Below are 17,702 nucleotides of genomic sequence, written 5' to 3'. Positions count from 1 at the left end.
GGTACCGGTCGGCCCTGGGCATCCCGTATCATCGTCGTAGCCCCGCAGACGAATGACCGCCATGACCGACCGCCAGCCAAGCGAAGAAGAAAGCGAACCGCTCACCCGCGGCCACAAGAAGCGCGCCCGCACCCGCCAGGGCCTGCTCGATGCGGCGCTGCGGGTGTTCGCCCGGCAGGACATCGCGGCCACGGTGTTCCAGGACCTGGCCGCCGAGGCGCAGGTGTCCACCGGCACCATCTACAACTACTTCAAGACGCGGGAGGAGCTGGCCGAAGCCGTGGGTATCTCGCTGGCCAGCGACTTCTCCGAGACCATCACCCAGCTCAGCGCCGGCATTTCCAGCGGCGCCCGGCGACTGGCCATCGGCGTGCGCATGTTCGTCCTGCACGCACAGTCCGACTCGCAATGGGCCAGTGCACTGTTGCGGGTGATCCATTACGACCAGGCCATGCATTCGACGCTGGCCGGGCATGTCCGCGACGACCTGCGCGCCGGCCTGGTCGAAGGCGTCTTCAACTACGCCAACGAAGACCTCGCCCTGGACCTGGTGATCGCCGGCGTCACCGGCGCCATCCGCGCCAGCCTCGAAGGCCGGGCGCCGCAAGGCCAGGACATCCTGCTCGCCGAGATGCTCCTGCGCGCGCTGGGCGCTACACCCGCGAAGGCCGCGAAGATAGCCGCCCTGGCCTTGCCCCAGGGCGGCTGAAAGCGCTTCAGGCCTGCGCGACCCAGCGCCGGTAGCGGCGCGAGAGCTTGCGCAACTTCAGCTGGTTGCCGATCAGCGCCAGCAGCGGGGACGTACGCGGGTTGGTCGGGCGTCCCTGGCTGAGCAGCGTCAGTTGCTTCTTCACCACCGACTGGGTCGCCACGGCGGCGAAGGCCTTGTTCTTCCAGGTCACGACTATGGGCTCGACCTTCGCCCCCTCGCCTGCCTGCCAGCGCCGGGGCAGCGTTGGCTCGACCGCCAGGGCAGTGGCCATGCCGACCATCGCCACCGGTCCCTGCAGAACACGCTCGGCGACCTCGCGCCGGCGGATGCCGCCGGTCACCATCAGCGGCATGCGCGCCGTCGCGGCGATACGTTCGGCGAACTCGAGGAAGTAGGCCTCCCGCGCCAGGGTGCTGCCGTCGCGGGTCTGCCCCTGCATCGCCGGGCTTTCGTAGCTGCCGCCGGACAGCTCGACCAGGTCCACGCCGCTCTCGTTGAGCAGGCGCACCACGGCCTCGGCGTCGCGCGCCTCGAAACCGCCGCGCTGGAAATCGGCGGAATTGAGCTTCACCGCCACACAGAACTGCGGCGCCACCCGCGCGCGGATCGCTTCCACCGTGCGCAACAGAATGCGCGCGCGGTTCTCCAGGCTGCCGCCCCAGTCATCTTCGCGCCGGTTGCTCAGCGGCGAGAGGAACTGGCTGAACAGGTAGCCATGCGCGGCATGTACCTGCACGCCAGTGAACCCGGCGCGCTCGGCCAGCAGCGCGGCGTTCAGATAGCGCAGGATCAGCCCATCGATTTCCGCGCCGGACAGCGCACGCGGCTGTGCAAAGACACCTTTCAGGCCGGGAATGTCCACGGCAATGGCCGAAGGCCCCAGCGCCGGCTGGCCGAGATCAGCCATCAGTTGGCGGCCCGGATGATTGATCTGCATCCAGGCCTGCGCCCCATGGCTGCGGCAGACCTCGGCCCAGCGGCGGAAGCGCGGCAGCAGGCGGTCATCCTCCAGCACCACGCCGGCCGGACCGGTCAGCGCACGGCGGTCGACCATCACGTTGCCGGTGATGATCAGCCCGGCACCGCCCTCGGCCCAGCGCTGGTAGAGACTCAGCAGCGTATCGCCGGGCGCGTGGTCGGCATCGGCGAGGTTTTCTTCCATCGCCGCCTTGGCGATGCGGTTGCGGATCACCTGCCCGTTGGGCAGGCGCAAGGGTTCGAACAGGGTGCTCATGGATTCGCGTCTCCGGGAATGGTCCTGACTCAGCGGCTGCGTACGCGCTCGACGTAGGCGCCCAGCGGACGGGTAAGGCTGCGCTTCAGCCGGCTGGCGAACGACTCACCACTATGGATCGGCGCGGCCACCACCTGCTCGTGGGCATCGCGATACTGCGGGAACAGGCTCAGCGCGTGCCCACGATTGATCCCATAGCGCTGTGCATCGGTCCACAAGGTGTTCTGCTCCAGAGTCTGGCAGGTCAGGGTGGTGACCGGCGCCGGCGCGAAGGGGAAGTCGCTGCCGAAGAGGATCTGCGAGGGCTCCACCAACTCCTTGAGCGCCGCCATGGAGTAGCGCGAAGGCGACAGCGCCGTGTCGAAGTAGAAACGCTTGAGGTAGGTCATCACTCCCTGCGGGGCCTTGTCCTGGAACTGCGGCAAGGCGTTGGCCAGGGACACGCGCCAGGCCACGTAGGGCAGGAAGCCTCCGCCGTGGGCGAGAATCCAGCGGATGCGCGGGTACTTCTCCAGGGTGCCGGTGAGGATCAGGTTCACTGCCGCACGGGTGGTGTCGCAGAGGAATTCGACCAGGAAGCCCGGCGCGGCGATGCCGAGTTTCTCGCTGCTTTCGTGCATGTTCGGGTGGACGAAGACGATGGCGGCGCGGCGGTTCAGCTCGGCCATCAGCTCGTCGAAACGCTCGTCGCCAAGGAACACCCCGTCGGTGCTGCCCAGCAGCACCACGCCCTCGGCCTTCAGCTCGTCCAGCGCGCGGATCGCTTCGCGGCAGGCAGCCTCGGTGAAGGGCGTGGGCAGCACGGCGAAGTTGCCGAAGCGCCCCGGATAATCGCCCCGCATCTGCGCGGCGAAGTCGTTGCAGCGCATCGCCAGCTCGCGGGCCTGCCCTACTCCCCCGCCGAAATGCACGCCCGGCGCCGACAGAGAGGTGATGGCGGTCTGGATGCCGTTGAGGTCCATCACCTCGATGGACTTCTGCGGCGACCATTTCGGCAGCGGCGCGCCGGCGACCATGTCCAGGCCTTTTTTCGCCATGACCTCGACGAAGGCCGGCGGGATGATGTGATGGTGCACGTCGACTCGACCTTGTAGGATCGTCATTCTTGTTGTCCTTGTGATCCGTGAGGGGCTAGGCAGCCCGGGCGATCTTCATGGCTTCGTTGAACCACAGGGCCACCGCGAAGCGTCCCTGCAGCTGGCACTGCCCGCCTTCGACGGCGCGCAGCATGTCGGTTTCGTCGCGGCTGAGCATCACCCGCAGCGCATCTGCGCTGCGTTGCCAGTGCTGGATGAAGTCTGGCCGGCGGTGCTCGCCACGGTGCAGGCTGAACACGCCGCCGCGCAGCTGGTAATAGCCGCCGACACCATCGCCGGTGCGGATCTGCAGCACGAAGGAGTCCTCGTGAAGCAGTTCGCGCAGGCGCGCCGAGCGGCGTTCCGCCCGGCGCAGCAGCGGGATGGACGCCAGCAGGAGCAGGCGCAGTTTCAGCGAATCGATGAACAGGCTCATGGTCAGCGGGCTCCGCGCAGACGGTTGAACAGCGAATAGCAATCGACCGGCAGGCTGTCGCCGCGCCAGCACACATGCTGGTCCGGGCGCACCAGCACGAAGCGCCGCTCGTACAGGTTGGCCAGGTACTTCTCATGGATCGGCAGAACGCTCAGCGGCACGCGGCATTCCTCGGCGGCCTCCTGCAGCGGTGCGTAACTCTTGGTGTCCATATCGAAGGCCAGCAGGGTATAGCCGCCCAGCGCCAACTGGTCGAAGACCGCCGTGCCATCCTCGCGGAACGCGCTGGGCAGACGCGCACCGGCCCAGGTGGTGGGCGTGTAGCGAATCTCCTCGTAAGCCGGCTCGCTGGCGGTGTCCGTCTCGATGGCCGGCGAGCCGTGGTAGCGGTAGCCGATCTCCACGCCAAGCGACTCGTAGAGCCGCGAGACCTTGCGCTCGAACTCACGCCCGGCTGCCTCGCGCGCCGCATCGCCGCCCGCCCCCTGGGCGAGCAGCGCCTCGTCACGCCGCATCTGCGCCTCAAAGGTCGCCGCCGCACATTTCTTCACGTGGTCGCGGTTGCGCCGGGCAACGGGTAGGCGCTCCGCCTCGTAGCTCTCCAGCAGGCGCGGGCCGCCCCAGCCGGCCAGGCAGGCCGCCAGCTTCCAGGCCAGGTTATGCGCCTCGGCCACGCCGGTGTTCATCCCCAGGCCGCCAGTGGGCATGAACTGGTGGGTAGCGTCGCCGGCAATGAATGCCCGCTGCCGGCCGAACGAGCGAGCCACCAAGAACTGTGGACGCCAGGGACCGGACTGGACGATTTCATAGCGCAGCTTGCAGCCCAGAGCGGCGTCCACCACGCTCTCCAGCGACTCGCCGGGGCGCGGCGCGAAGGGCCGGTGCAGCACGTAGTCGTTGCGGCTGGCGTCGGGCGAGACCAGCAGGCCGGCGAATCCCGGCCGTGTCAGCCAGGTGTGCCAATAGGGCTGGTTGTTCGGGAACAGCCCGGCGATCTCGTCGGAGCGCAGGTGGATGATGAACAGCTCGCCGACCAGGTCGCGGGTGCCGTCGTAATCGATATTGAGGAAATTGCGCACGCGGCTGTTGGGACCGTCGCAGCCGACCAGGTATTGGGCGAAGAACTGCTGCGCTTCGCCGCTATCCACTTCGTGGGCCATCGCCACCACGCCGGTGGAGCTCTGTTCGAAGCCATACAGGCGCCAGCCCATGCGCAACTCGATGTTCGGGTCGGCCTCCACTTCGGCCATCAACACCGGTTCCAGATGCATCTGCGCGATGCGCTGCATCGACTCCAGGGGCAGGCTGCCGTCGCGGCAGGCACGGATGGCCTGCGCGGCCTGGTTGACCGGCTGGTAGATCAGGTGGCGGTCGGACATCACGCTGTAGAACGGCCCGCTGGCACTTGCCGCCATTGCCGAGTACTGGTTGGCATCGGTCGGGTTGCCGGCGGTACGGATGCGCTCGGCCAGGCCCAGCTGGCGGAAGATTTCCATCGAGCGGCAGTTCACTACGTCCAGCTTGGGGTGCGTGGTGGTCTGCCGACGGTCGTTGAGCAGCACCGAGCGAATGCCCAGGCGGCTGAGGTTCAGCGCCAGGGTTAGGCCTACCGGGCCGGCGCCGCTGATGAGAACGGGGGTGTCGATCATGCCGCCACTCCTTGGGGTTGATGGCTCTGGCTTACCAGCGACAGGCCGGCGAGGAAGCGCTCGGCGACGCGGCCCAGCTGGTCAGCGCGGCCAGCGTCGAAGACGTAGCGATCAGGACGGATCAGCACGAAGTCCATGTCGGCTTCGTCGAACCAGTCCTGCAGCGCGCCGGTGGGGTCGCCCAGCACCGGGCCGGCCGGATCTTCGGCGAACTCCAGCACGCGCAGGTCCACCTGTTGCGCCAGTCGCTCCAATTGCGCGCGCTGGCTATCGAGGCAACCGCGCCGGGCGAGCAAGGCAAAGCCGTGGCCCAAGGCTTCGTCGAGCAGCACGCGCTCGCTCTCCTCCTCGCGCAGCACTTTCGGCTGCAGGGCCAGGTGACCGGACAGCCGGTGCCCCCAGCCGCAGAAACCGGCAGCCAACGGTTTCTTGCGGTTGGCCTTGTCGGCGAACGCCTTGTTGGCGAAAGGCAGCATCCCGGCGATACGGAACAGCAGCCAGTCGCGCAGGAAGGCCACGCCGCGGTGGCGAGTCTGGATAACGTTGCCGAGGAACATCGCGCCATTGATGATTTCGCGCACATGGGCCGAGCGTTCGGCCTCATAGTCGTCGAACAGTTTCTCCCGCGCGGCGCCGCGCAGCACCATGTCCAGCCGCCAGCACAGGCTGTTGGCATCGCGCACGCCCGAGCACATGCCCTGGCCGAGGAACGGCGGCATCTGGTGCGCCGAGTCGCCAGCGAGAATGATCCGGCCATTGCGCCAGTCATTGGCCCACAGGCCATGGAACTTGTAGTAGGCGATGCGGGTGATCTCGATCTTGTCGAGGTCGACGAAGTCGCGCAGTTGCTGGCGCACCAGGTAGGGATCGGTGGCCTCGCGCTCGGACTTGCCGCCGGTGACCATGAACTGCCATTCGTAGTACGGGCCGGCCATCGGCACGTAAGTCACTGGCTGCGCCGGGTTGCACACCTGCGAGTGGTTGGCCGGCAGCAGCGCATCCTTCTCACCGGAGCGGGTCTTGGTATCGACCACCACCCAGGCCTCGTCGAAATCCGCTGACTCCAGGCGCAGCCCAGCCTCGCGGCGGACGAAACTCTTGCCGCCATCACAGCCGATCAGGTAGCGCCCCTGGAACACCCGTTCGCTGCCGTCCCGCTGCACGGCGGTGGCGCGCACGCCTTCGGCATCCTGCTCGACGCCGGTGACACGGCAGCCGTACACCGGGGTGATATTGGGGTAGCGCTTGAGGCCGTCGTGGAAATGCCGCTCCAGGGTCGGCTGATGGAACCACCAGGCGCCAGGATGGCCGTAGCGCCGGTCCTGGCTGCCGATGCGCGAGCGGGTCACCGGCTTGCGTCCGGGACGCAGAATGATCTCCATGTCGGTGAAGGATTCGCTGGTGCGGCCGATGTCGTCGGCCAGGCCGGCGAACTGGAAGATGCGCATGATCTCGTCGTCGAAATGCACGGCACGCGGGGCATAGTAAAGGTCCTCGTCGCGCTCCAGGCCGACCACCGACCAGCCATAGCGGCCCAGCAGGTTGGCCAGCACCGCCCCGGTGGGGCCGAGTCCGACGATGATCACGTCACAAGTTGTCGTTGTTGTTGTGGACTGTTGCATTGCTTGCTCCAGGGGAAGACATCGCCGAAATATTTTGAACACCAGTGTTCAATTCAGTCAACTGGAGATCAATTTTGCTTCGATTTTCCTAGCCAAAGCCGCCAGCCAGAGCCTTTCCGAAGAACCGTCCAAGGGCCGGGAGGGCACGAAAGACGGGAGAAGCCGGGAAGAAATTTGAGAAAATAACGATCAATAGACCCTGTTGACTTATTTTGAACGCACGTGTTCAATCGCTTCAAGCTTGACCTTGGAGCCATTTCTTCATGGAAACCCTCAACCCCGTACAACGCCGTATCCACCAGGCCGCCCTGCGCCTGTTCGCCGAGAAGGGCGCCAGCCAGGTGAATATCAGCGACCTGGCGCAGGAGGCCGGTGTGGCCCGGGGCACCATCTACAACAACCTGCAGTCCATCGACGACCTCTTCCAGCATGTGGCCAGCCACCTGTCGGCGGAGATGCACCAGCGCGTGGTGAAGAGCTTCGGCGAGACGTCGGACCCGGCCCTGCGCCTGGCCAACGGCATCCGCTTCTTCATACGCCGGGCCCACGAGGAACCGCACTGGGGCGCCTTCATCAGCCGCTTCTCGATGAGCGAGGAATCGCTGCGCGGCATGTGGTTCGGCCCGCCCACTGCCGACCTGCTCAGCGGGCTCGCGGGTGGCCGCTACAGCTTCCGCCAGGAGCAGCTGCCGTCGGTGATCTCGATGATCGCCGGCTCCGTGCTCAGCTCCATCTTCCTGGTCCTGGAGGGCCACCGGACCTGGCGCCAGGCCGGCAGCGACGCCGCGGAGTTGACCCTGCGCGCGCTCGGCGTGGCGTCGGAAGAAGCGCGCAGCCTGTCCACCGGTGAGTTGCCACCGCTGCCACCCGCGGACTGATCCAACCGAACCTGCCAACGCTCCTACTCAGGGGCGATGGCGAAGCCTTGCCTGACGAAAGCCGCGGAGAACAACAAACATGAGCCGTCAGCACTCCTCTATTTCCCTGGCAACGCCGCAACCGGCTCGCCATCCGCAGCCGACGGTCAAGGCTCGGGCCCTGGCCCACCTGATCTTCGAACGCCCGGACCTGGAGCAAGCCGAACGCTTTCTCGGTGACTTCGGCCTGACCCTGGCGCGTCGCGATGCCGACTGCCTGTACCTGCGCGGCACTGGCCCTGCGCCCTACTGCTATCGGGTGCAGCAGGCGGCGCAGGCGCGCTTCGTCGGCCTTGGCCTGGCCGTGGAATCACGCGAGGACCTGCAAAAACTGGCGCGCCTGCCGGGGGCCTCGCCAATCCACAAACTCAGCACTCCCGGCGGCGGCGAAAGCGTGAGCCTGCGCGACCCTTCCGGCTTCGTCGTCGAGGCGATCCATGGCCAGCAGCCGGCCAGCGAACGGGCACATCGTCCGGCGCTGCCGCTGAACCAGGTCGACGAGGCACCCCGGATCAACGCCACCCAGCGCCCGCCCGTGGCACCGCCGGACATCATCAAGCTCGGCCACTTGGTGCTCGAAGTGGCCGACTACCAGGCCACCTGCGCCTGGTACACCGAGCATTTCGGTCTCATTCCCAGCGACGTGCAGGTGCTGCCCGACGGTTCCCCGGCAGTGACCTTCCTGCGCCTGGACCTGGGCGACACGCCGGCCGACCACCACACCCTCGCACTCGCCCAGGGCTTCATGGCCGCCTACAGCCACAGCGCCTACGAAGTGGTGGATGCCGACGCCGTCGGCATGGGCCAGCGGGTGCTGCGCGAGCGCGGCTGGAAGCATGCCTGGGGCATGGGCCGGCACATCCTCGGCAGCCAGATCTTCGACTACTGGCAGGACCCGTGGGGCGACAAGCACGAGCACTACTGCGACGGCGACCTGTTCACCGCCGAACGCCCCACCGGGGTACACGAAGTCAGCCCCGAAGTCATGTCGCAATGGGGCCAGCGCATGCCCAAGAGCTTCACCAAGCCGGCGATGAACCTGCAGAAGCTGCGCATCCTGCTGCACAACCTGCGGCACAGCCCGGACCTGACGCTGCGCAAGCTGATCACGCTGGCGCGGATGTTCGGCTAGGCCCGCCGCAGCACCACAGAAAGCACAACAACGATCGCCGCCCGACGCGGCCCACCGCAGTACCAGGAGTCGCTCCCATGCCCGTGCACCTTGTCCACTTCGAACACCAGAACGAATCCCGCTGGGGCGTGCTGCGCCAGGGGCGCATCAGCCCCCTGCCCGGCCGCTACGCCAGCACCGGCGAGCTGATCCGCCAGGTTCCGGTCGAGGAACTGGCGCAAGTGCAGGGCGAAGAACTGGCACTGGATTCGGTCAGGCTGCTCTCGCCGATCACCCGCGACCAGCAGTTCGTCTGCCAGGGCGCCAACTACCGCCAGCACATGATCGAGTCGGGCGTGGACCCGGACGCCAAGCACTTCAACATGATATTCACCAAAGCGCAGAGCTGCATCGTCGCCGCCGACAGCGACCTGATCAAACCGCGCCAGGTGCGCTTCCTCGACTACGAGATCGAGCTGGGCCTGGTGCTGCGCCGCGAGATCACCGGCAAGGTCGCGGTGACCGACGCCAATCTGCACGAGTTCATCGCCGGCGTGGTGATCGTCAACGACTACTCGGCGCGGGATATCCAGATTCCGCAGATGCAGTTCTACAAGGGCAAGAGCTTCCGCACCTTCGGCCCGGTCGGCCCGTACCTATGCCTGTTGCAGAAGAGCGACATGCGCTACCTGAAGGAGCTGCAGCTGCGCCTGACGGTCAACGGCGAAGTGCGCCAGAGCGACAGCACCGCCAACCTGGTACACGGCCCGGCAGAGACCCTGAGCGAGCTGTCCGGCGTGCAGGACTTCGCCGCCGGCGACCTGATCGCCACCGGCACGCCGGCCGGCTGCGCGCTGTCGATTCCCTCCCCGGCCAAGCAGCGCATCGCCGCGCTGCTGCCGGAGCGAGTCAAGTGGCAGGCCTTCATGAAGACCCAGGAAGGTCGCAGCCAGTACCTGAAGGCGGGTGACGTGGTGGAAGCCAGCATCCGCAGCGCCGACGGCGTGATCGACCTGGGCGTGCAGCGCAACCGCGTGGTGGAGCAAGCCTGATGGCCGTGAAGACCCTCGCCGACATCCAGGCGCTGGAGGGCGTCCCGCTGGCCCGCCGCGAACTGCCCGCCAGCACCTACGAGGCGCTGCGGCGCTGCGCCCTGCAACACGGCCAGGCAACGGCGCTGAGCTTCTTTCTCGAAGCGAATGACTTCCGCCGCACCCACGACTGGACCTACGCCGAGCTGTTCGCCGACATCACCCGCGCCGCCAACGCCTTCCACCGGCTCGGCATCGGGTCGAAGGACGTGGTCGCCTTCCTGCTGCCGAACCTGCCGGAGACTCACTTCGTGATCTGGGGTGGCGAGGCCGCGGGCATCGTCCTGGCGATCAACCCGCTGCTGGAGGCCGCGCAGATCGGCGACCTGTTGCGCGCCGCCAACGCGCGGCTGGTGGTGACCCTGGCGCCGACACCCGGCAGCGACCTGTGGCCCAAGCTGGCCAGCCAGCTCGACAGCCTGCCCGGCGTGCGCGATGTGCTGTGGGTGAGCATGGCGCCCTACGTCGGCAGCGTGGCGTCCCTGGCGCTGCGCTGGATGGCCCGGCGCGAACGCACTCGCCACCCGCGCCTGCGCATCCACGACCTGCGCCGCCTGATGCGCCGCGAGAACGGCAAGCAGCTCAGCAGCGGTCGGTTGATCCGCGCGGAGGAGCCCTCTTCCTATTTCTGCACCGGCGGCACCACCGGTCTGCCGAAGATCGCCAAGCGCAGCCACGGCTCGGAAGTCTTCAACGCCTGGGCCATGGCAGCCAACCTGCAGCCGCGCCAGAGCGGCCAAGTGATCTTCTGCGGGCTGCCGCTGTTCCACGTCAACGGCCAGCTGGTCACCGGGCTTATGCCCTGGACCCACGGCGACCGGGTGATCATCGGCACGCCCCAGGGTTATCGCGGCGAGGGGGTGATTGCGTCCTTCTGGGCGATGGTCCAGCACTTTGGCATCAACTTCTTTTCCGGCGTGCCGACCGTCTATTCGGCGCTACTGCAGCAACCCACTGCCGGGCATGACCTGTCCAGCCTGCAGTACGCGCTGTGCGGCGCCGCGCCTATGCCGGTGGAGCTGTTCCGCGAGTTCGAGCGCGTGGTAGGCGTGCGCATCCTCGAAGGCTACGGCCTCACCGAAGGCGCCTGCGTCTCATCGAGCAACCCGCCCGCCGGCGAACGCCCGATCGGCTCCATCGGGCTGCGCCTGGCCTACCAGGGCATGCGTGCGGTGATCCTCGATGACCACGGCGACTATCTGCGCGACGCCGAAGCCGACGAAGTCGGGGTGATCGCCATCCACGGCCCGAACGTGTTCCTCGGCTACCTCGACCACAGCCACAACAAGGGCCTGTGGATCGACATCGGCGGACAGCGCTGGCTGAACACTGGCGACCTCGGGCGACAGGACGCCCAGGGCTACTTCTGGCTCACCGGGCGTAAGAAGGAACTGATCATCCGCGGTGGCCACAACATCGACCCGAAGCAGATCGAGGAGGCACTGCAGGCGCACCCGGCAGTTGCTCTGGTAGCCGCGGTGGGCAGCCCCGACCCGCATGCCGGCGAGATTCCCGTGGCCTACGTGCAGCTCGCCGCCGGCCAGCGTGCCGACAGCGCCGCGCTGCTGGACTTCGCCAACCAGCGAATCAGCGAACGCGCCGCGGTGCCCAAGCGCATCGAGATTCTCGACGCCCTACCGGTCACGCCGGTGGGCAAGATCTTCAAGCCCGCGCTGCAGCAACGCGAAATCGCCCGGGTAATCCATCAGGAAGCGGACAACCAGGGTCTGGCCGGCATCGCCGTGGAGGTGGTGCAGGATGCCCGCCGCGGGCTGGTGGCGCAGGTTCGCGCCGGCACCGGACGCGATGAACTTGCCCGCGCGCTGGGCCGCTACAGCTTCGCGGTGGACTGGCACGGCTAAGACCAATCGCACCACCGCCTCGCGCGCACCCGAAACAACAATAAAACGAAGGAAGTGCCATGCGCCCCCGACTGCCCCGAGCCCTTGCCCTGCTGCTCGTCCTCGCCCTGCCCGGCTGCGAACGTATCCAGCACGCGGCTCTGGATACGATGGTCAAGGACCACACCGACCATTCCCTGATCCACGGCGGCAACGCCATCCGCGTCATCCTCTGCGGCACCGGCACACCGCAGGCCAACGCCACCCGCGGCCAGGCCTGCACCCTGGTGGCTGCCGGCGGCCGGCTGTTCCTCTTCGATGCCGGCGAGAACGCCATGCGCAACCTGGAGACCAACCACGTGCCAGTGCAGGCGCTGAACCAGGTGTTCATCACCCACTGGCATTCCGATCATTTCAATGGGCTCGGCGCGCTGATCAACCACAGCTGGATCTACGGCCGGCAGACGCCTTTTCTGGTTTACGGCCCGCCCGGCGTCGAGCAGGTCGTCGAGGGTCTGGCCATGGCCTACGCCCAGGACGCCGGCTACCGCAGCGCCCACGCCCTGCCGCCCACCGACAAGCAGCTGGCGTTCGCCGAGCCGCGCCGGGTGGATATCACCGAGGGGCAGGAGTCGGTGCGCGTCTATGACCAGGGCGGCGTGACCATCGACGCCTACCGTGTCGATCACCACCCGGTGGAACCCGCCTATGGCTATGTGCTGCGTTACCAGGGCAAGAAGCTGTTCATCAGCGGCGACACCCGCGTCAGCGAGCGCTACCTCGAAGCCATGCGCGATGCCGACCTGGTAGTACACGAGGCGATCAACGCCCATCTGGTACGCGAAGGCGCCGCCGCGCTGGAACGCACCGGGCAGCCAGATCGCGGCGCGCAGGCCGTGCGCGTGCTCGACTACCACGCCGACACCCTGGAGCTGGCGCGCATGGCCCAGCGCGCGGGCGTCCGCCACCTGCTGCTGACCCACCTGATCCCCGCCCCGGATAACTTCGTCGCGCGGCGAATATTCGTCAGCGGCATGGCCGATGAGTATTCGGGCGAGATCACGCTCGGGGAGGATGCCCTCGACCTGAACCTCTAGCGCCTCCACCTCCCCACCTTCATCAACTGACCCGCAGATCGCGGGCCAGAGAGGAACCGCTGCGCCCGAAAAAGGGCCGGCAAACGACAGAACAACAACAAGAGGTCGTTTCAGATGAACCGCAGATCACCCGCCTTGCACCTGCTCGCGCTACCTACCGCCATCGGCCTGGCCCTCTACGGCAATGGCGCGCAGGCCTTCACCTTCTCCCTTGGCGAAATCGAAGGGCAGTTCGACTCCAGCCTGTCAGTCGGCGCCAGCTGGGCCATGCGCAACGCCGACGCCGCACTGTTGCACAGCCACAGCTCGGATGACGGCAAGCGCAACTTCCGCGAGGGCGACACCTTCTCCAAGGTGTTCAAGGGCATCCACGACCTGGAACTCAAGTACGGCGACTCCGGCGCCTTCGTCCGCGGCAAGTACTGGTACGACTTCAAGCTCAAGGACGACGACCTGCACTTCAAGAACATCGACGACCACGGCCGCGAGGAAGGCGCCAAGGCGTCGGGCGCCGAGTTCCTCGATGCCTTCCTCTACCACAACTACAGCATCGGCGACCTGCCCGGCACCGTGCGTCTGGGCAAACAGGTGGTGAGCTGGGGCGAGAGCACCTTCATCCAGGGCGGCATCAACGCCATCAACCCGATCGACGTCGCCGCCTTCCGCCGGCCTGGCTCGGAGATCAAGGAAGGCCTGATCCCGGTGAACATGTTCTACGTCTCGCAGAACTTCAGCGAGCACCTGTCCGCCGAGGCCTTCTACCAGTTGCAGTGGCAGAAGACGGTGATCGACAACTGCGGCACCTTCTTCTCCACCACCGACGTGATGGCCGACGGCTGCAACGGTCTCGCCGCCGGCCCGGTAATCAACCAGAACCCGCTGGCGGTACAGGCCCTGGCGCCGGCCGGAATCAACCTGACCGACGAAGGCATCGTCATCCCTCGCGGCAAGGACAACGAAGCGCGCGACAACGGCCAGTGGGGCGCGGCGCTGCGCTGGTTCGCCCCGGAACTGGACAGCGAATTCGCCGGCTACTTCATCAACTACCACAGCCGCCAGCCCTACCTCAGCGTGCGCAGCGGCCCGCACGCGGCCGACCTGGGCTTCGCCCCGCAGCTGTGCGGCAACCTCGGCATCCCCAATACGCTCTGCAGCGCAGTGATCGGCAGCAGCGCTGGCCAGCAGCTCACCCAGGCCTACCGCCTAGGCAGCGCGCAATACTTCGCCGACTACCCCGAGGACATCCAGCTCTACGGGCTGAGCTTCAGCACCAGCCTGCCCACCGGCACCACCCTGGCCGGCGAGATCAGCTACCGGCCGAACATGCCGGTGCAGATCAACCCGGTCGACCTGGTCACCTCGACCCTGGGCGTACCGGCGCTCACACCGGTCTACGGCGCTGCGCCGGCACCGGCCAACGACGCAGTCCTCAAGGGCTACCGGCGCAAGGAAGTGACCCAGGCGCAGGTCACCGCCACGCACTTCTTCGACCAGGTGATGGGCGCCGACCGCCTGACCCTGATCGGCGAGATCGGCGTCACCCACGTCGGCGGCCTGGGTGGCGATGACGAGCTGCGCTATGGCCGCAGCCCGGTGTTCGGCCAGGGCGCGTTGTACCCCGATAACAGCTTGTGCAGCGGCAACAGCGTCACGCCGCAGTACTGCAACGACTCCGGCTTCGTCACCAGCACCGCCTGGGGCTACCAGACGCGGGCGATCTGGGAATACGCCGACCTCATCGACGGCGCCACGGTGCGACCCAACCTGGCCTGGTCCCACGACGTCCACGGCTACGCCCCGGAGCCGGGCTTCAACCAGGGCGCGCGGGCGATCAGCATCGGCGTCGATGGCACCTACCTCAACACCTACAACATGAGCCTTTCCTACACCAACTTCTTCGGCGGTAAGTACAACGTGAATACCGACCGGGACTTCCTTGCCCTGAGCTTTGGCGTGTCGTTCTAAGCGGAGAAAAACCGATGAACAAGAAACTTGCGTGCGCTTCACTGCTGTTCCTGGCCCTGCCCTTCAACCTCCAGGCTGCCGTTCCCGAAACGGAAGCGGCGAAACTGGGCAACACCCTCACGCCCCTGGGTGCGGAGCGCGCCGGCAATGCCGACGGCAGCATTCCCGCCTGGGACGGCGGCCTGCCAGCCAACGCAGGCAGTCGCGGCGCTGACGGCCGCCTGAGCGACCCCTTCGCCGCGGAAAAACCGCTGTTCACCATCACCGCGAAGAATATGGCGCAGTACGAGGCGAACCTCACGCCGGGCCAGCAGGCGATGCTGCAGCGCTACCCGGATTACCACCTCAACGTCTATCCCGCGCATCGCTCGGCGACCTACCCGGCAGCGGTACTGCAAGCTGTGTCCGCGAATGCGCGCCATGCCAGCCTGGTCGAGGGCGGCAATGGCCTGAAGGACTTCCAGACGGCGATTCCCTTCCCCATTCCGCAGAGCGGCGTCGAGGCGTTGTGGAACCACATCACCCGCTACCGCGGCGGCAGCGCCCAGCGTCTGCACGTGCAGGCGACGCCCACCGCCAGCGGCACCTACACGCCCACCTACTTCCAGCAGCAGTTCAGCTATCGCGACCAGCTCACCGATTACAGCCCGGACAAGGACAACAACGTCCTCTTCTACTACAAGCAGCTGGTCACCGCGCCGGCGCGCCTGGCGGGCGATGTGGTGCTGGTCCACGAAACCCTCGACCAGGTCCGCGAGCCACGCATGGCCTGGGTCTACAACGCTGGCCAGCGCCGCGTGCGCCGCGCCCCGCAGATCGCCTACGACGGCCCCTACCCGGCCTCCGATGGCCTGCGTGTCGCGGACAACCTGGACATGTTCAACGGCGCGCCGGACCGCTACGACTGGAAGCTGGTGGGCAAAAAGGAAATCTATGTGCCCTACAACAGCTTCGCCCTCGACTCCACCGCCCACCGCTATGACGATCTCGTCAAACCCGGCCATCTCAATCAGGACCTGGTCCGCTACGAGAAGCACCGCGTCTGGCAGGTCGAAGGCACCCTGCGCGCCGGCGAGCGACACATCTATGCACGCCGCGTGCTGTTCCTCGACGAGGACACCTGGCAGGCCGTGCTCGCCGACCACTATGACGGCCGCGGCACCCTCTGGCGCGTCGGCGAGAGCTTCATGACCCAGCTGTACGACAAGCAGATTCCCTGGCTGGGCGTGGAGGCCATCTATGACCTCATCAATGGTCGCTACCTGGTGTCCGGCCTGACCAACCAGGAGAAGTCCCAGGTGGAGTTCGGCTTCAAGGCCAGCAGCGTCGACTACACGCCGACGGCGCTGAGGAACCAGGGCATACGCTGACCTTCAGTGAATGGGATAAACCGACCTGAATGAAAAAGGCCGCCTTGTGGGCGGCCTTTTTCGTGGATCGCGGGATATCAGGCCATCGCTTCCTGGGGTTTGCCCAGAAGGCGGTCGATGAGCACCATCACGGCCAGCATGACCACCGAGGGGATCAGCCAGGCGAGGCCCTGCTCGGCCAGCGGCAGGTGTTCCATCCACGCCGGCATCCAGGCGTCGAGCTTGGCGCCCTTCAGGGCATCGATGAGACCGAAGACGAAGGAGATCACCATCACCGGGGCGACGATGCGGGTCTGCGAACGCCACAGGCTGGCGCAGAAGCTCAGCGCCACCAGCACGATGCACGGCGGGTAGATGGCGGTCAGCACCGGGATCGAGAACTGGATGAGCTTGGTCAGGCCCAGGTTCGATACCAGCAGCGAGAAGCCGGCCAGGATGACCACCAGGCTGCGGTACGACAGCGGCAGGATGCGGCAGAAGTACTCGGCGCAGGCGCAGGTCAGGCCGACGGCGGTCACCAGGCAGGCCAGCGCGATGAGTACGGCGAGGAAGGTGCTGCCCAGCGAGCCGAAGGTGTGCTGCACATAGGCGTGCAGGACGGCTGCGCCGTTGGCGGCACCAGCGGCGATGTCGTGGCTGCCAGCGCCCAGGCGGAACAGACTGATGTACACCAGCGCCAGGCCGACCCCGGCGATCAGGCCGGCGATGATGGCGTAGCGGGTGATCAGGCGCGGCGACTGCACGCCACGCGAGCGGATCGCATTGACGATGACGATGCCGAAGACCAGCGCGCCGAGGGTATCCATGGTCAGGTAGCCATTGACGAAGCCCTGGGAGAACGCTGCGGCCTGGTAGGCCGGTTCGGCGACACCAATGGGACCGGCCGGCAGCATGAAGGCAGCGATGCCCAGTGCGGCCAGGGCGATGATCTTCAGCGGCGCGAGGAAGCGGCCGACGGTATCGAGCAGCTTGCCCGGATACAGCGAGATCACCAGCACCACCGCGAAGTACACCAGGCTGTAAAGGAACAGCGGCAGCGCGCCCTCCCCGGTCAGCGGCGCCATGCCGACTTCGAAGGAGACGGTGGCGGTACGCGGGGTGGCGAACAGCGGCCCGACCGAGAGGTAGCAGACAGCCGCCAGCAACCCGCCGGCGACCTTGCCGATAGGATGGCTGAGGGTGTCCATCGCACCACCAACCTTGGCCAGCGCGACGACGGTGATCACCGGCAGGCCGACTGCGGTGATCAGGAAGCCCAGCGCGGCCATCCACACGTGCGGCCCCGACTGCAGGCCCACGATCGGCGGGAAGATGATGTTGCCCGCGCCGACGAACAGCGCGAAGGTCATAAAACCAAGTGCCAGGATGTCCTGGCCTTTCAAGACTTTCATGAAGGGAAATACCACAGTGCTGAAACGGTTTCGTGGTCTCCCAAGGCACCTCGCCCGTACAGACGTGACAAAGCCGCATCGAACGGGATTGGCCAACTCACGGCGGGTGAGCCTGCGCATCCTGTGATGCTGCTGTCATCGGTACGGTGATTTGTTCTTGGAAGTCCGATAGCAGAGGTTTTCCATGGGC

At 66.7% G+C, this 17,702-nt stretch carries 14 protein-coding genes; 8 read left to right on the top strand and 6 right to left on the bottom strand.

The features are described 5' to 3' along the window. Positions 1-61: 61 nt before the first annotated feature. Positions 62-709 carry a TetR/AcrR family transcriptional regulator gene (locus tag IB274_RS21450; RefSeq protein ID WP_192434583.1) on the top strand — a complete coding sequence of 216 codons (648 nt, stop codon included), beginning with the start codon at positions 62-64 and terminating at the stop codon, positions 707-709. Positions 710-716: 7 nt separating this feature from the next. Here the strand turns inward: IB274_RS21450 and IB274_RS21445 are convergent, their stop codons facing one another. Genes IB274_RS21445 through IB274_RS21425 form a run of 5 tightly spaced genes read right to left on the bottom strand, consistent with a single transcriptional unit; the run spans position 717 to position 6,729 of the window. After that, positions 717-1,946 (bottom strand): NADH:flavin oxidoreductase/NADH oxidase family protein, encoded by a 1,230-nt coding sequence (locus IB274_RS21445; protein WP_192434581.1) that lies wholly within the window; start codon positions 1,944-1,946, stop codon positions 717-719. A 29-nt stretch (positions 1,947-1,975) separates the two neighbouring features. After that, positions 1,976-3,049: an amidohydrolase family protein gene (locus tag IB274_RS21440; protein WP_192434579.1), complete on the bottom strand. Its 1,074-nt coding sequence runs from the start codon at positions 3,047-3,049 to the stop codon at positions 1,976-1,978. A gap of 28 nt (positions 3,050-3,077) precedes the next feature. After that, on the bottom strand, positions 3,078-3,458 hold the full coding sequence (locus tag IB274_RS21435) for a hypothetical protein (protein ID WP_192434577.1): 381 nt from the start codon (positions 3,456-3,458) through the stop codon (positions 3,078-3,080). A gap of 2 nt (positions 3,459-3,460) precedes the next feature. Continuing rightward, entirely contained in the window at positions 3,461-5,107 is a 1,647-nt protein-coding gene (locus IB274_RS21430) for an FAD-dependent monooxygenase (RefSeq protein WP_192434575.1), read from the bottom strand. Continuing rightward, a complete protein-coding gene (locus tag IB274_RS21425) occupies positions 5,104-6,729 on the bottom strand; it encodes a bifunctional 3-(3-hydroxy-phenyl)propionate/3-hydroxycinnamic acid hydroxylase (protein ID WP_192434573.1) in 1,626 nt (541 codons plus the stop codon). The genes IB274_RS21430 and IB274_RS21425 overlap by 4 nt, the downstream gene beginning before the upstream one ends. A gap of 263 nt (positions 6,730-6,992) precedes the next feature. Between IB274_RS21425 and IB274_RS21420 the strand changes: the two genes are divergently transcribed. The 7 genes from IB274_RS21420 to IB274_RS21390 all read left to right on the top strand — a co-directional run bounded on the left by IB274_RS21420 (position 6,993) and on the right by IB274_RS21390 (position 16,121). Continuing rightward, positions 6,993-7,607, top strand: a complete 615-nt coding sequence (locus IB274_RS21420; RefSeq protein WP_192434571.1) for a TetR/AcrR family transcriptional regulator — start codon at positions 6,993-6,995, stop codon at positions 7,605-7,607. Between the two features lie 79 nt (positions 7,608-7,686). Further along, positions 7,687-8,778: a VOC family protein gene (locus IB274_RS21415; protein ID WP_192434569.1), complete on the top strand. Its 1,092-nt coding sequence runs from the start codon at positions 7,687-7,689 to the stop codon at positions 8,776-8,778. A gap of 77 nt (positions 8,779-8,855) precedes the next feature. Beyond that, the gene (locus IB274_RS21410) at positions 8,856-9,809 is read left to right on the top strand and encodes a fumarylacetoacetate hydrolase family protein (RefSeq protein WP_192434566.1); all 954 of its coding nucleotides are present in this window, start codon (positions 8,856-8,858) and stop codon (positions 9,807-9,809) included. Continuing rightward, positions 9,809-11,710, top strand: coding sequence for an acyl-CoA synthetase (locus IB274_RS21405; RefSeq protein ID WP_192434564.1), 1,902 nt, complete (start codon positions 9,809-9,811; stop codon positions 11,708-11,710). The genes IB274_RS21410 and IB274_RS21405 overlap by 1 nt, the downstream gene beginning before the upstream one ends. 59 nt (positions 11,711-11,769) lie before the next feature. Further along, positions 11,770-12,786 carry an MBL fold metallo-hydrolase gene (locus tag IB274_RS21400; protein ID WP_192434562.1) on the top strand — a complete coding sequence of 339 codons (1,017 nt, stop codon included), beginning with the start codon at positions 11,770-11,772 and terminating at the stop codon, positions 12,784-12,786. Positions 12,787-12,900: 114 nt separating this feature from the next. Next, positions 12,901-14,751, top strand: coding sequence for a DUF1302 domain-containing protein (locus IB274_RS21395; RefSeq protein WP_192434561.1), 1,851 nt, complete (start codon positions 12,901-12,903; stop codon positions 14,749-14,751). Positions 14,752-14,765: 14 nt separating this feature from the next. After that, entirely contained in the window at positions 14,766-16,121 is a 1,356-nt protein-coding gene (locus tag IB274_RS21390; protein WP_192434559.1) for a DUF1329 domain-containing protein, read from the top strand. A gap of 77 nt (positions 16,122-16,198) precedes the next feature. Here IB274_RS21390 and brnQ read toward each other — a convergent pair whose 3' ends face one another. Then, on the bottom strand, positions 16,199-17,512 hold the full coding sequence (gene brnQ / locus IB274_RS21385; RefSeq protein WP_192434557.1) for a branched-chain amino acid transport system II carrier protein: 1,314 nt from the start codon (positions 17,510-17,512) through the stop codon (positions 16,199-16,201). Positions 17,513-17,702 lie beyond the last annotated feature (190 nt).

It is taken from the genome of Pseudomonas sp. PDM18 (genome assembly GCF_014852585.1).
Lineage (GTDB): Bacteria > Pseudomonadota > Gammaproteobacteria > Pseudomonadales > Pseudomonadaceae > Pseudomonas.
The sequence above is the reverse complement of the archived record's forward strand: the minus strand, read 5'-3'. Positions and strand labels throughout refer to the sequence as shown.

Excerpts from the sequence above, each read along its gene's own strand:
- IB274_RS21450 (WP_192434583.1), top strand. The coding sequence starts at position 62 with ATGACCGACCGCCAGCCAAGCGAAGAAGAAAGCGAACCGCTCACCCGC.
- IB274_RS21445 (WP_192434581.1), bottom strand. The coding sequence starts at position 1,946 with ATGAGCACCCTGTTCGAACCCTTGCGCCTGCCCAACGGGCAGGTGATC.
- IB274_RS21440 (WP_192434579.1), bottom strand. The coding sequence starts at position 3,049 with ATGACGATCCTACAAGGTCGAGTCGACGTGCACCATCACATCATCCCG.
- IB274_RS21435 (WP_192434577.1), bottom strand. The coding sequence starts at position 3,458 with ATGAGCCTGTTCATCGATTCGCTGAAACTGCGCCTGCTCCTGCTGGCG.
- IB274_RS21430 (WP_192434575.1), bottom strand. The coding sequence starts at position 5,107 with ATGATCGACACCCCCGTTCTCATCAGCGGCGCCGGCCCGGTAGGCCTA.
- IB274_RS21425 (WP_192434573.1), bottom strand. The coding sequence starts at position 6,729 with ATGCAACAGTCCACAACAACAACGACAACTTGTGACGTGATCATCGTC.
- IB274_RS21420 (WP_192434571.1), top strand. The coding sequence starts at position 6,993 with ATGGAAACCCTCAACCCCGTACAACGCCGTATCCACCAGGCCGCCCTG.
- IB274_RS21415 (WP_192434569.1), top strand. The coding sequence starts at position 7,687 with ATGAGCCGTCAGCACTCCTCTATTTCCCTGGCAACGCCGCAACCGGCT.
- IB274_RS21410 (WP_192434566.1), top strand. The coding sequence starts at position 8,856 with ATGCCCGTGCACCTTGTCCACTTCGAACACCAGAACGAATCCCGCTGG.
- IB274_RS21405 (WP_192434564.1), top strand. The coding sequence starts at position 9,809 with ATGGCCGTGAAGACCCTCGCCGACATCCAGGCGCTGGAGGGCGTCCCG.
- IB274_RS21400 (WP_192434562.1), top strand. The coding sequence starts at position 11,770 with ATGCGCCCCCGACTGCCCCGAGCCCTTGCCCTGCTGCTCGTCCTCGCC.
- IB274_RS21395 (WP_192434561.1), top strand. The coding sequence starts at position 12,901 with ATGAACCGCAGATCACCCGCCTTGCACCTGCTCGCGCTACCTACCGCC.
- IB274_RS21390 (WP_192434559.1), top strand. The coding sequence starts at position 14,766 with ATGAACAAGAAACTTGCGTGCGCTTCACTGCTGTTCCTGGCCCTGCCC.
- brnQ (WP_192434557.1), bottom strand. The coding sequence starts at position 17,512 with ATGAAAGTCTTGAAAGGCCAGGACATCCTGGCACTTGGTTTTATGACC.